The following is a 13,778-nucleotide window of genomic DNA, read 5'->3' on the forward strand; positions in this document are numbered from 1 at the left end:
AAAGTTTTATTTTACAAGGACTCGCGTATCATGCCGCCCGATTCATTAACTTCTGTGTGCTAACCACATTATGTCTGACAGAATGCCACCCAGTCCTCCTCGTCCTCCCAAATTTCCCGGCTCCGGAAAGCCCGAATCCCCCAACTGGGGCGTGTGGGTCATGGTTCTTCTCATTGCAGGCGTCCTCGCGTTCGGATTTTTCACCCCGGAATCCTTTGGACTGGGGCCCCGCAAGGAAAACCTGGAATCCTTTGAAGCCCAGTACAAGGCGGGCCGCGTGGTGCTGAACGATCCGAAGGCCCCCGTGGAAGTGGTGCTGAGCGAGAACGGCTCTGAAGGCGTCATCCATGCGCTGGTTTATAAAAAGGACATCCAGCCGAAGGTGGAAATGAAACCCTTCGTGCTGTCCTATTCCATGTCCCTGCCGGACCGCGACAAGCCCCTGCTGAACGAGCTTTCCGGCTACAGGATGGTGGAAAGCCCGTACCGGACGGAGGCGGGGAAAAATGTTTCCATTATTCCTGAAGAAGCGCAGAAGCTTTCCGTGCCCGAGTTCAACCGCCTGGCTCTGGAAGGCCGCATCGCGGGCGGAAATGAGGGCCTTCTCCTGGCGGAAGACGGGAACCAGAACGTGCTGGTCGGCCAGATTGTCACCCGCATCTGGCCTGCGGCCACGGGGGACGCCTCCGTGGACAAGCAGCGTTTTGAACGCGTGGAAGTGCCTTTTACCCTGGAATTCCAGGGAGACCGGGTCAAACAGTTGCTGGGACCGGATACGAAGTTCAAGCGCGAGTCCGGCTCCTGGGGCGGCATTCTGCTGAACCTGCTGCCTATCGTGCTCATTCTGGTAATCCTGTTCTTCATGTTCCGCGCGCAGAGCGGCGGGGCCAGGGGCGCCATGAGCTTCGGCAAGAGCCGGGCGCGCCTCATTGCGCCGGACAAGAACAAGGTGACGTTCAAGGACGTGGCCGGCATCAGCGAGGCGAAGGAGGAGGTATGGGAACTGGTGGAATTCCTGCGCAATCCGGAAAAGTTCCGTGACCTGGGCGCCACCATTCCCCGCGGCGTGCTGATGGTGGGCTCTCCCGGTACGGGCAAGACCCTGCTGGCACGCGCCATCGCCGGGGAATCCAATGCATCTTTTTATTCCATCAGTGGTTCGGACTTTGTGGAAATGTTCGTGGGCGTGGGCGCGAGCCGCGTGCGCGACATGTTTGAGCAGGCCAAGAGAACGGCCCCCAGCCTGATTTTCATTGATGAAATTGACGCCGTGGGCCGTCAGCGCGGCTACGGCATGGGCGGCGGCAATGACGAACGGGAGCAGACGCTGAACGCCCTGCTGGTGGAGATGGACGGTTTTGAAAACAACTCCAATGTGATCGTAATTGCGGCGACCAACCGTGCGGACATCCTGGATCCGGCGCTGCTCCGTCCGGGCCGTTTTGACCGGCAGGTGGTGGTGAACCTTCCGGACGTCCGGGGGCGCGAACAAATCCTCCAGGTGCACGCCAGAAAGGTGAAAATGGCTCCCGGAGTCGGTTTTGCGCGCATTGCCCGCGGCACGGCCGGCTTCTCCGGAGCCCAGTTGGCCAACCTGATCAATGAAGCCGCCCTGCTGGCCGCCCGCAAGGGATTGAAGGAGATTACGGAAGCGGAACTGGAAGAAGCCCGCGACAAGGTCAGTTGGGGCCGCGAACGCCGCAGCCTGGCGATCAATGAACGCGGGCGCCGCATTACCGCCGTGCATGAGGCGGGACACGCCATCTGCCTGTTGAAGACCCCGCACAGCGAACCTCTGCACCGGGTGACCATCGTTCCCCGCGGGGGAGCCCTGGGCATGACCATGTGGCTTCCTTCGGACGACAAGATGCACCAGCTCCGGTCGGAGATGCTCGACCAGCTCGTCGTGGCGATGGGCGGCCGCTGCGCTGAACAAATCGTCTTTGGCGACGTGACCAGCGGAGCTACCGGAGACATCAAGAGCGCCACCAGCCTGGCCCGCCGCATGGTGTGCGAATTCGGCATGAGCGAGAAACTGGGGCTGATCGAATACGGCGAACACCAGGGGGAAGTGTACATTGCCCGCGACCTGGGGACGCGATCCCGCAATTATTCCGAATCCACGGCGGAACTGATTGACTCGGAAGTCCGCTTCCTGGTGGACAGCGCCTATGAACGTGCCATGACCATCCTGACGGAGAACCGGGACAAGCTGGACATGCTGACGGAAGCCCTGATGGAATTTGAAACGCTGGAAGGCTCCCAGGTCATGGACATTCTGGAATACGGGGAAATGAAGAATCCTCCCGCCAAGGTGACCCCGCCTCCCATGCCTTCGGAGGTGGAAGAGCAGCCCGGGAAGGGTGATTCCGGTTCTTCCGTGAAGAAGGATGCCGAAGAGGACCGCACGGAGGACGCGGAGGAACGGAAGAAGGAGAGCGGCCAGACGGAGCAGGACCCCTTTTCCTACAATCCCGTGGAGGAGTACGGCAAGGACGGCGAAGAGAAGAAATAATCCAATAGAAACGAATCAATTATGGTAGCCAACGATGCGATGGAACTGGCCAGGATGTGCGCCCGCGCCGCGGATGACGCCAAGGCTGAAAATGTGCGGGTGTACGACCTGCGCGGCATGTCTTCCCTGACGGATTTCATGGTGGTGTGCACGGGCTTGTCCGTCCCCCACCTGCGCGCCGTCATCCGGGAGCTGGAAGAATCCGTCCGGGAAAAGACGGGCGCCCTCCCCACCTATGTGGAAGACACGCCCGTGGCGCTGTGGTCCGTGGTGGACTACATTGACGTGATGGTTCACATCATGGGGCAGGAAACGCGCGAATTCTACGGTATGGACACCCTGTGGAAGGATGCCCCCTTGGTGGAGTACTAACCCCCGGTGATCTGAATTTTCCGCCGTGCCTCTGTCTGACAGCGGCACGGCTTTTTTATCTTTCCGGAGGGGGGACGGCTTGTTGGCCGTCCGTCGGAGCAAAGGAATCGGTGACAGGATGTTTGCGCTCCTCCGCATGATGGGGGCCTGATCCGGCCCGGAAGAAAAAAGGGGCAATGATTGTTGCGTCAGCGCATTTTCTTTACCAGGGATTTGGGGGCTCTCTCCCCGGTTTTTCCTTGGAAAAGCGGCATGGCGGCCCGGTTCTAACAAGATTCCAATCTTGCCTTGCAGCCGCAATCAGATTACTCTTTCACCGTTATTTATGAGTAATTCCGGACCTACCTCCACCCCGATGATGGATCAGTACCTTCGCATGAAGAAGGGCTTGCCGGAGGACGTCCTGCTGTTTTTCCGGCTGGGGGATTTTTATGAGATGTTCTTTGAGGACGCCAAGGAGGCTTCCTCCATTCTGGGCCTGACGCTGACCAAGCGCCACGGCATTCCGATGTGCGGGGTGCCTCACCACAGCGCGGAAGGGTATATTGGCCGCCTGGTGAAGGGAGGGAAGCGCGTGGCGATTGCGGAGCAGACCACCATTCCGCAGCCGGGCAAGCTGGTGGAGCGGGAGCTGACCCGCGTGATTTCCGCCGGAACCCTGGCGGATATGAATCTGCTGGATTCCTCCCGCCACAATTACATCGTGGCTCTTTATAAGGATAAAAAGCATTTCGGCCTGGCATGCGTGGACCACACCACGGGGGAATTTTCCGTGGCCCAGTTTGAGCACATGGACCTGCTTCTGGACGAGCTGTCCCGCATCAATCCTTCCGAACTTCTGGTCAGCGACGAGCAGACGGACTGCTTCCCCGGCGCCTATCCCACGCTTTATTACGACGGGTATACGTTCCTGCCTTCCACGGCCATTCCCAATCTGCTGAGCCACTTCCGGGTGCATTCCCTGGACGGTTTCGGCTGCGGGGAGATGACCGCCGCTTTGGGGGCGTCTGGCGCGGTGCTTCATTACCTGGGCTACCAGCTCCGCCGCCCCACGGACCATTTGCGCCGTATTTCCGTGCGCGCCACGGAGAGCGCCGTGCTGATTGACCAGGCCAGCCAGAGGAACCTGGACCTGGTGGATTCCCGCGGCGGCGTGAAGCTTTCCCTGCTGGGCACCCTGGACAGGACGAGCACCCCGATGGGCGCGCGCAAGCTCCGGGACTGGCTGCTCCACCCCCTGTGCGACCTGGAAAAGCTCCAGGCGCGGCAGGAGATGATCTCCGTTCTTTTGCAGGAACCCTACCTGATGAGCAAGCTGCGGGAGAGCCTGAAAAACGTCCGGGACATGGAACGGCTGACGGGCCGCATTTCCCAGGGCGCGGGGAACGCCCGTGACCTCCAGGCGCTGGCTTCCTCCCTGGGGCGCATTCCCGCGCTCAGGGATGATCTGGAATCCCTGCCCGGAGGCGGGGAAATGCTGGAAAGCATCCGCTCCCGCATGGGCTGCTTTGACGAGCTGGTGGACCTGCTCCAGCGCGCCCTGGTGGATGAGCCGCCCGTGACGATCAAGGAGGGCGGCATCATCCGGGAAGGGTACCACGCCGGGCTGGATGAGTTGCGCCTGGCTTCCCGCGACGGGAAGGAGTGGCTGGCCCAGCTCCAGGAGAAGGAGCGCAGGCGGACGGGCATTGATTCCCTGAAAATCCGCTTCAACAACGTTTTCGGCTACTACATTGAAGTAACCAAGAGCCATTACGACAAGGTGCCTCCCGACTACCAGCGCAAGCAGACGCTGGTGAATGCGGAACGCTTCGTCACCCCGGAGCTCAAGCAGATGGAGAATACCATCCTGGGGGCGGACGAACGTTCCCGCCAGGTGGAGTATGAACAGTTCCTGCTGCTGCGGGAGGAAGTGGGGCGCCACATTGACGGCATCCAGATTACGGCGGACGCCATGGCGGACCTGGACGTGCTGCTGGGGCTGGCGGAGGGCGCGCAGCAGTACCAGTACTGCCGCCCCGTGCTGGACAATTCCATGACCCTGCGCATTGTCAACGGCCGCCATCCCGTTATCGAGCAGAATGTTTCCGGCGACGTGTTCGTGCCCAATGACGCCTTTCTGGAACCGGAGGAAAACCGCCTCATCCTGCTGACCGGGCCCAACATGGCGGGCAAGAGCACCTATATCCGCCAGGTGGCCCTGATTACGCTGATGGCCCAGATCGGGGCTTACGTTCCGGCGGAGTCCGCCCACATCGGCCTGGTGGACCGCATTTTCTGCCGCGTGGGGGCCAGCGACGACCTGGCGCGCGGGCAGTCCACCTTCATGGTGGAGATGAGTGAGACGTCTTTGATCCTGAACAACGCCACGGAGCGTTCCCTGATTATTCTGGATGAAATCGGGCGCGGGACCGCCACCTTTGACGGCCTTTCCATCGCGTGGGCCGTGGCGGAATACCTGCATGACGAGTTGAAGTCCCGCACCCTGTTCGCCACGCATTACCATGAACTGACGGACCTGGCCCGTTCCAGGGCCGGCGTGCAGAATTACAATGTGGCCGTGCGGGAATGGAAGGAGGAGATTGTGTTCCTGCGCAAGATCGTGCAGGGGGCGGCGGACAAGTCCTACGGCATCCAGGTGGCCCGCCTGGCGGGCATGCCTGCCGCCATCGTGGACCGCGCCAAGACCATCCTGTCCCATCTGGAAATGAATTCCACGCGGCCCCGGAAAAAGGAACGCGCCCGTCTGGCGGAACCCAGGGCCAAGAATACGGACATGGACGACGATATGCCCACCGGGGAGTACGCTCAGCTGGAGTTGTTCTGATATGCCTCTGCCCGCAGACATGATCGGCGCCCTGCGCTTCGCCGCCATTGATTTTGAATCCGCCGGGGCTGCCCGGGGGGAGACGGACCAGCCCGTTCAGATAGGCATTGCCGCCTGTCCTTCCCTGGAAGGGGAGCCGGAGCTGTGGACGTCCTATATTTCTACGGACAAACCCGTTTTATGGTCGGCCTCCCAGGTGCACGGCATTACTACGGAGATGCTGGCGGATGCGCCTTCCTTTCCCTCCCTGTGGCCGGCTATCCGTTCCCGCCTGGGGGACGCCGTGGTGGTGGGGCATAACCCCGCCACGGAACGGAAGTTCCTGCGCCGCTTTCCGGGGCACGGCTTCGGGCCGTGGCTGGATACGCTGGCGCTCGGGAAGATGTGCGTGCCGGGCCTGCCGGATTATTCCCTGTCCACCTTGTGTGATTCCCTGGGGCTTACTCCTTCCGTGGATGCGCTGCTTCCCGGCCGCCGGTGGCATGACGCCCTGTACGATGCGCTGGGAAGCCTGCTCGTCGTCCGGTTCCTGGTGCGGGAGCTGAAGCTGTCCTCCCAGCCCCTGGAGGTGCTTGGCAGGGCGTTGGGAAAGTGATTTTCCTTTTCTCTTGGAAAGATTGGCCTGCCGTCCATGCGTATTACAGGGAAGATGAAAGCTCCCGTTTTTCTTGCCGCTTTTCTGCTCCTGTCCCTTTCTTCCGTTTTTGCGGAGAAGCCCCCGGCAGGGATTGTCCCGGATCCCCCGGACGTTCCCAGGATGAACACGCAGCACTGGGTTCCCGCCCGTTACAAGGTAGTCCGGGAGCAGTTGCTGGGGAAGGAGTGCGGCATCCTGTTCGTGGGGGATTCCATCACGCAGGGCTGTGAGCAGGAAGGCGCGGAATGGTGGAAGAAGGTGTTCCTGCCGATGAAGGCGGTCAACTTCGGCGTCAGCGGAGACAGGACGGAGAGCATCCTGTGGCGCATGGAGGATACGGAGCTGGCAGTCAAAACGCCGCCGCGTTACTGCGTTCTGCTGGCCGGGACGAATAACATTGGCCGGTGGGAAGGGAAGCAGCCCGCGGAAGAAACGGTAAAGGGCATCCGGGAAGTGGCCGTGCGCCTGCTGAAGAGGTTCCCGGAAACCCGTCTGATCCTGATGGAGGTGACGCCCTACGGTCCCGATCCTTCCGCACCCCTCCGCAAGCGGCAGGAGGAGATCAATGAACGCCTGCGCGGTTTGAAACTGCCCCGGACCACCGTTCTCTCCATTAACGGACGCCTGTTGAATGCGGACGGAACGTTCCGGGAAGGAATGTTCAGAGACAAGGTGCACCTGACGGCGAAAGGCTACCAGGCCTGGGCGGAGGCGCTGATGCCCCTGCTGAACCGGGAAGGCTGAGTTTTCCCGGTTTCTTGTCCGCCTTGCCGTTGCTTTTGTGGTCCGGACTGGTTTCCGTCTGCGGAAAAGGCCGCTTTCAGCGGTCCATTTCCGTTTCCAGGAATTCCAGCAGGTAGGAGGGGGACAGGAGTTCCCGGGTGACGACCGGCTTTTTGCCGGGCAGGTACAGGGCGTTCACGGGAACCGCCGTGCGTCCCAGGTTTTTGAGTTCCTGGTCAATGGCGGGGTTCGTGCGGGTTTTGTCCGCCTTCATCATGACAATGCCGTATTTCCTGAAGGCGGCCAGCACTTCATCCGTGTAGGACGCCTTGTTGACCTGGCAGGTGGAGCACCACCGGGCCGTGAAGTCCACGTAAACGGGCTTTCCCTCTTTCAGGGCGGCCTGCATGGCTTCCGGGCTCCAGGGGGTCCACACGCTTCCTTCCGCCTGGCGGGCGGGAGCCGTAGCTGCGGAGGAATCCGCTGTTCCGGAATCCGCTCCGCGGCCGAACCAGGCGGCTCCTTCCGGAGGGAGCATGTAGTACAGGCCGGCCAGCAGGAAAATCACGGAGAAAATGCCTCCCGTGATGCGGGATTTCCGGTTGCGGTACATGGGGCACCATCTGCCGTACACCCAGAAGGCCATGGAGAACAGCACCAGGCCGAAGAACAGGAACAGGATGTCCTGCGGATGGTTGTCCGCGTCAAAGAACGCAATGTAAATCCACAGGAAGTAGGCGGCGGTGCCGAACATCAGGAAGGACATGGACTGCTTGAAGGATTCCATCCACGCTCCCGGTTTGGGAAGGTATTTGGTCAGGACGGGGAAGGCTCCCAGAATGATGTAGGGCAGGGACATCCCGAGGCCCATCATGGTCAGGCAGAGCACGATGCCCAGCGGCGGCTGGAGCATGGCCGCGCCGATGGCCTGCCCCAGGAACGGCGCGCTGCACGGAGTGGAAATGACCGTAGCCAGGGCGCCGGACCAGAAGGAGCCGGCATAGCCCTTCTGGTGCTGGAGGTCGTTGCCCATGGTGGTGGCCTTGACGCCTATTTCAAAAACGCCGAACATGCTCAGCCCCATGGCGAGCATCAGGCCCAGCAGGCAGAAGTTCACCCAGGGGTTTTCAAACCAGAAGGCCCAGTTCACAACGCCTTCCGCGCCGTGGCCCAGCCAGAATTCACTGCTGAAAATGCCGGGTCCCGCAGGGGCGCCCCAGTCGAACATGTTCGCTTTCAGCGCAATCAGGATGGCCGTAATGATCCAGAAGGAGATCAGGATGCCCAGCACGAAGGTCAGGGAGTGGGCCAGCACTTTTTTCCGTTCCCCCCCTCCCAGCTGGACGAAGCTCATGATCTTGAGGCCGATTACCGGGAAGACGCACGGCATGACGTTCAGGATGATGCCGCCGATGAACATGAAGAACATGATTTCCCCCAGTCCCATCAGCGGCGGCGCGGGAACGGGTCCGGAAGACGCGGGGGAGGCTTCCGCGGCTGTTGCCGCCGCCTGCGCTCCCTCGGAAAAGGGGCGGTTGTCAGCCGTGATGCTGACGCCTTCCTTCCCTGCGCGCAGGATGCCGGAAAGGCTGGCCAGCGGTTTTCCTTTGTCCGCTTCCGACAGGTTGTTGGGGTAAAGGCCGTCCGTAGTGTCATTGTACTGCATGGCCAGCTCGTAGTTGGAGCCGTCCAGTTTTTTGAAGGTCTGGGGAGTGGTGGGGTTGATTTCCCCCTGGTCGCAGAAGAAATAAACGGAATCTTCCGGAACCGGTTGCCCGTTCGTCCTGAGGTGCAGGGTGACGGTTTTTCCTTCCTGGGAAATCCGGGCCTTCAGTCCCTGCGCCCATGCGGGGGTGGAAAGTCCCGCCATGCCGCCGGACAGTTCGGCCGCGTCGGGGGCGGCCTGTCCGTCTCCGCGTTTCAGCGTCACGCTGAAGTCTTTGGTCTCCGGTGCGGCGCATTGTTCCGCGCACATTTGCCACGTCATGGTGGTGGTGAAGGTCGTTTCCGCGGGGGCGTCCTTTTCCGGAGTCACGCGGAAGGCCATTTTCGCCTTCCCGCTGTAACCGTAAAAATCCACGAGTCCTTTCCCCAATTCCGGAATTTGCCAGAAGGGGCCTTCCACCCGGAAGCCGGGAACGGCCTTGAACGCGGCTTCCATGGGCAGCCCTACCGTTCCCGGATTCTTGTAGTAGACGTGCCAGTGGTCCGGCAGAGTCAGCTCCGTCACGATGACGAAGGGTGTTTCTCCGTAGGACGTGACTGTAGCCTTGGAGGTTCCGGATGCCTGGGGCGTTCCAAAATCTCCCGCGCCGCCGAAGTTCATGGCTCCGAAGTCCTGTGCCGCCCCCGTACCTGCTCCCCCGGCAAAAATACCCAGGGAAACGGCGGCGGCTTTCAAAAAGTTTCTCATAACAAAGGCGGTTACCATAAAGAAAGGGGGGATTCAATGTTTGTGTGTTGCATGGTGCGGCGCCTTGTATAAAATAGGGTCATGGTAAAAACTAAAACGACGTACGAGGGCGGCCTCCACTGCTCCATGGTTCATGAGCCTTCCGGGGCCAAGCTTTCCACGGATGCCCCCGTGGATAACAATGGAAAGGGCGAGTCCTTCTCCCCCACGGACCTGGTAGGCGCGGCGCTCGCCGGCTGCATGAGCACGATCATGGGCATTGTGGCCGAACGCAAAGGAATTAAGCTGGAAGGCATGACGGTGGAAGTGGGCAAGCACATGAATGCTGACCCGCGCCGCATCGGCAAGCTGGAAGTGGTCATCACCGTGCCCCTCCCAGCCGATCATCCGGACAGGAAGCTGCTGGAACAGGCCGCCCTGAGCTGCCCCGTCAAGCACAGCCTGCATCCCGATATTGAAGTTCCCATCACCTGGAACTGGGTGGGTTGACAGCCGCCTGTGTTTTCTTGAGGCCGCCTGTGAAAACAGGCGGTTTTTTTATGATATTAAAAAATGTTGGAAAAATGTAATAATACTTGAGTGAACTTGACTTATATTGTCAGGTTGTGCATTTTTCCGGGCATGAAGAAATTTTTCCCTGTTTTGTGTTTGGTTCCTGTAACAGTGTGCGGGCTTTTGTGCGGATGCGGCGGCGGTTCGGGAAAATCAGGGGATGACGGGAGCGTTTCCCTCAGCGGTCAGCAGGTAAGCCTCTTTGAGGGAGGGGACATGCTGTTCAGGCTTCAGTTCGGCGGACGGGATGTGGACGTCATCAAGATGGAGACGAGAATCGTGTATGATGGGGTTTACACGTACCGGTTCAATGAAGGCGCGAATTCCGGGGTTTTGAATATTGTGCCGGCTTCCAACAGCCGCGCCGCCTGCGCCATGGCGGACGTGAATATTTCCTTTGACGATGCTGAAAGGAGCACGGGCGTGATTGTCTCCGGAACCGTTACGGAAACCGGACCGGACATTGATTTCTCCATTGACGGCGTTCCGCGCCCCATGGCCGGCTGGACGTGCCGCGTGCACCGGGATTGAGTTTCCGCAGATCAGCAGTCCAGGACGAGGGGAAAGTGCTGGCTGAGCGGGTAATCCGTGACCTGGATCAGCTCCACGCCGTAAAGGCTGGCAATGGCCGGAGCCTCGGACTTGTCATACGGCTCGCAGTAATAAATGGTTTTAACGCCATGGGCGCACAGCGCCTGCATGCATGAGGTGCAGGGCATCGTGGTGCATGCCACCACCTTCGCCTCCCCCCTGCGGAACAGGCTGCACAGGTTGATTTCCGCATGCAGCATGTATTTCTGGCGTTCGTCCCGGCTGGCCCAGAAGGTGTCCTGTGCCTTGAAGCCGGGGTACAGGCCGTTGTAGGCGGTGCCGATCACGCGGTTGTCCGCATCCAGGGCGGCGGCTCCCACCTTGCGGTAGGGGTCTTCCGAGCGCAGGGCGGCCGCATGCGCCAGCGTCATTACATATTGCGGAATGGGAAGGCGGGATGATGAGTTACTATTCATGGTTGGAAGACTGGAGTTCCGCCAGGAAGCCCGACTCGTCCAGATACAGGTTGGGCGGCAGGGAATAGGGGGTGGGGAGCGTAGCCCCGGCGATGACGTTGGAGAGGGGGGGATTCAGGTAAAAGCCCGGGAGAAGGCGTCCTCGCGTTCTGGCCCGCATGCCGAGCTGCACGGTGCCGTCATCCAGCTTGAAGACGCTCCTCTTCATGGACATGGCCAGGATGATGCCGCGGTCCGTGGCGAAGCAGGGGCGCCACCCGATGTTGGGAAGCACCAGGTCTCCGGAGCCGCTGAAATCGTAAAACGGCGTGCGCGTTTCCGGAACCAGGCTGTACAGCCTGCGGCGCAGGAAGTCGGAGCCCGTCACCTGCTTGATGCCCTCCGGCATGCTGTGGTCTCCGTCGCTGATGAGGTACACGGGGGTGCTGGTGAGGATGGGCCACAGGACGGAGGCCACCGTTTCATGCACTTCGTCATGCCCCACGCTGGTGAGCAGCAGTTCCCGGGGCTGGAGGGAGTTCACGCGCTCCAATTGCTGGGCGTTCATCCAGAAGTCGCACAGGCGGCTCTGGGAGCGGGAGCTGTCCAGCAGGGTGGCCAGCCACTTCCTGAGTTCCGGGTGGTCCGCCTCCACGGTGTCGTTCATCAGGCATTCGGCTATTTCATACCCGGTGAGCCGCGCGTTTTTGGCTAAAACGAGCGGCTTGTGGGCGATGCGCTCCAGGTGGTTCAGGATGGTGTCCCTGCCGATGCTGGCGGCAATTTCCAGGCAGGTGGAGGAGAGCTCCCTCAGGGTGTTGATGACGATGCGGGGGTTGACGGCATCAGGCGCAATGGGTTCTCCGATGGCGGCCGTGAAGCGGTAGGGGACATGGAGGGGGGCCTTGGAGAAGAAGCGGTTGCCGGAGTAGGAGAAGATGCTCCCCCACAGCTCGTCCATGTAGATGGGCACGATGGGGCAGCGCGATTTTTTCGCCAGCATTTCCAGCCCCCTGCGCGCGGCGCACAGGGTGCCCGTGCGGGTGAGCTGGCCTTCCGGGAAGATGCAGATCACTTCTCCGGCCTTGAGGGCCTGAATGGCCTTGGACAGGGATTCCCGGGGATTCCGGGATGAAATGGGGAGGCAGTTGAAGAGTTCCAGAATCCAGCCGAGCCAGCGGATGGCTACGAATTCCTCCGCCACGATGAAGCGGATGGGCCGCGGACAGATGAGGGAAAGGAACAGCGCGTCCCCGTACGTGACGTGGTTGGAGACGATGATGGCTCCGCCGTCCTCCGGAATGCGGTCCTGGTGGATGATGCGGGAGCGGTAGACGATCCTCATGATCCAGAGGCCCATCATGCGGATGAATTCGCGGGGAATGAGACGGAACGCCACAATCGTGATGACCACGCCCAGGGCGGCCAGCACCCAGAATTGGTTCTGGATGGAGAAGATGTTCCTGAGCATGAGCTGGAAGCCGACGGCCACCAGGCCCATCAGGCAGTCCATCAGATTGCCCGCGGCGATGACCGTGCTGCGGTTGGAGGGATCGCAGTTGTCCTGGAGGTGGGCGTTCAGCGGCACCAGGTACGCGGCGGCGAAGGCTCCCGTGATACCGAAGCCGATGTTGCTGGGCAGCGAGCCGGGAGCGAAGAAGGACAGGAAGATGCAGCCGATGGTGAAGCCGATCGCGCCCAGGGGGATGAGGCCCAGTTCAATTTTTTTACGGCAAATGATGGAGGCTATGACGCCGCCCACCACCGTGCCGCCGCTGAGCCACGCCATGAGAATGGCCGCGGACATGCTGAATCCGGTGCCGTCAATGGGGTGCTCCTGGGCGATCTGGAGGGAGATGAGCATCAGGGCCCCGGCCAGGAACCAGAAGTAGGAGACGCCGATTTCGCTGAGCCTCAGGTCCCGCTGGCTCCACAGGTACTTGAGCTGCACGAAGTGCTCGTAAAAGAGCTTCCACTCGAATTTCCGGGTCTGGTTGGCCGGGTACCGGGGAAGGGACAGGGCCGCAATGGCTACGGGAACGGCGATGCAGGTGAGGATGAGCGTGGGGAAGGCGGCGGCTTCCCAGCCGTCGTTGGAGGAAACTTGCAGGATGTCGAACCAGACGAAGATGCCGATCTGCGCCGCCAGCATGGACAGGATGAGGCTCATTTCCATCAGCCCGGAGGCGTAGCCAAGCTGGCGGGAGCCCACCATGTCCTTCACCACCCCCTTTTTCGCCGGGCTCAGGATGGTCGCCTGGACGGAGAAGACGCAGAACCAGAAGACGGCCATTTCAATGTTCTCATACTTGTAGCACAGGAACATGGCCCCCAGCACCAGGATCTGGAGGAAAGACATGAACTGGATGATGCGGGCCTTGCAGAAGCAGTCCGCCAGCCAGCCGACGAAGGGGGAGAACAGGATGTAGGGCAGTACGAAGATGCAGGCAAGGATGTACTGGAGGGAGTTGACCCAGGAGTCCGGCCCGTACACGGCGCTGTTGGCGGCCAGCCAGACGCCCAGGGGAATCAGCAGGAACTGGGCGGCTTTTTCATTGAAGGCGTTCTGGGCTTGAATGAGAATCAGGGAATAAAAGCCCCTCCATTCCTTTTTTGAGGGCATTTTTTTCTTAGATGTCTGTACGTCATCCATGTGGGGCGGATTGTAGCAGATCACAGGGGGTAGGGAAGGATAATCTGTTTCCGTACCGGAGCGCTCCGGGGAAGGCGTGCAGGAGGCTTTTTCCCGATTT

General features: G+C 60.7%; 10 protein-coding genes. 7 read left to right on the forward strand and 3 right to left on the reverse strand.

The features are described 5' to 3' along the window. Positions 1-82: 82 nt before the first annotated feature. From ftsH to QSJ36_RS07245, 5 genes are all read left to right on the forward strand, one after another. A complete protein-coding gene (gene ftsH, locus QSJ36_RS07225; RefSeq protein WP_257228324.1) occupies positions 83-2,515 on the forward strand; it encodes an ATP-dependent zinc metalloprotease FtsH in 2,433 nt (810 codons plus the stop codon). 21 nt (positions 2,516-2,536) lie between these two features. Beyond that, a complete protein-coding gene (rsfS, locus tag QSJ36_RS07230) occupies positions 2,537-2,887 on the forward strand; it encodes a ribosome silencing factor (RefSeq protein ID WP_022397751.1) in 351 nt (116 codons plus the stop codon). 325 nt (positions 2,888-3,212) lie between these two features. After that, positions 3,213-5,714: a DNA mismatch repair protein MutS gene (gene mutS, locus QSJ36_RS07235; RefSeq protein WP_285467936.1), complete on the forward strand. Its 2,502-nt coding sequence runs from the start codon at positions 3,213-3,215 to the stop codon at positions 5,712-5,714. A gap of 1 nt (position 5,715) precedes the next feature. Next, positions 5,716-6,309: a 3'-5' exonuclease gene (locus tag QSJ36_RS07240; RefSeq protein WP_102726579.1), complete on the forward strand. Its 594-nt coding sequence runs from the start codon at positions 5,716-5,718 to the stop codon at positions 6,307-6,309. Positions 6,310-6,345: 36 nt separating this feature from the next. Further along, complete coding sequence (locus QSJ36_RS07245; protein ID WP_285467938.1) at positions 6,346-7,095, forward strand: GDSL-type esterase/lipase family protein; 750 nt, start codon at positions 6,346-6,348, stop codon at positions 7,093-7,095. A gap of 76 nt (positions 7,096-7,171) precedes the next feature. Here the strand turns inward: QSJ36_RS07245 and QSJ36_RS07250 are convergent, their stop codons facing one another. Further along, positions 7,172-9,487: a thioredoxin family protein gene (locus QSJ36_RS07250; RefSeq protein ID WP_285467940.1), complete on the reverse strand. Its 2,316-nt coding sequence runs from the start codon at positions 9,485-9,487 to the stop codon at positions 7,172-7,174. Between the two features lie 81 nt (positions 9,488-9,568). Between QSJ36_RS07250 and QSJ36_RS07255 the strand changes: the two genes are divergently transcribed. Both QSJ36_RS07255 and QSJ36_RS07260 read left to right on the forward strand, forming a co-directional pair. Then, positions 9,569-9,976: an OsmC family protein gene (locus QSJ36_RS07255; RefSeq protein ID WP_022397756.1), complete on the forward strand. Its 408-nt coding sequence runs from the start codon at positions 9,569-9,571 to the stop codon at positions 9,974-9,976. Positions 9,977-10,108: 132 nt separating this feature from the next. Next, positions 10,109-10,570 carry a hypothetical protein gene (locus QSJ36_RS07260; protein WP_146017876.1) on the forward strand — a complete coding sequence of 154 codons (462 nt, stop codon included), beginning with the start codon at positions 10,109-10,111 and terminating at the stop codon, positions 10,568-10,570. Between the two features lie 11 nt (positions 10,571-10,581). On the opposite strand, the gene QSJ36_RS07265 is transcribed toward QSJ36_RS07260, so the two are convergent. Together QSJ36_RS07265 and QSJ36_RS07270 are read right to left on the reverse strand one after the other, a co-directional pair. Beyond that, positions 10,582-11,046: a hypothetical protein gene (locus QSJ36_RS07265; RefSeq protein ID WP_022397758.1), complete on the reverse strand. Its 465-nt coding sequence runs from the start codon at positions 11,044-11,046 to the stop codon at positions 10,582-10,584. Next, complete coding sequence (locus tag QSJ36_RS07270) at positions 11,039-13,648, reverse strand: MFS transporter (protein ID WP_285467942.1); 2,610 nt, start codon at positions 13,646-13,648, stop codon at positions 11,039-11,041. The genes QSJ36_RS07265 and QSJ36_RS07270 overlap by 8 nt, the downstream gene beginning before the upstream one ends. Positions 13,649-13,778: the final 130 nt, after the last annotated feature.

Origin of the sequence: Akkermansia sp. NBRC 115031 (assembly GCF_030268505.1) — a bacterium.
Taxonomy (GTDB): domain Bacteria; phylum Verrucomicrobiota; class Verrucomicrobiia; order Verrucomicrobiales; family Akkermansiaceae; genus Akkermansia; species Akkermansia massiliensis.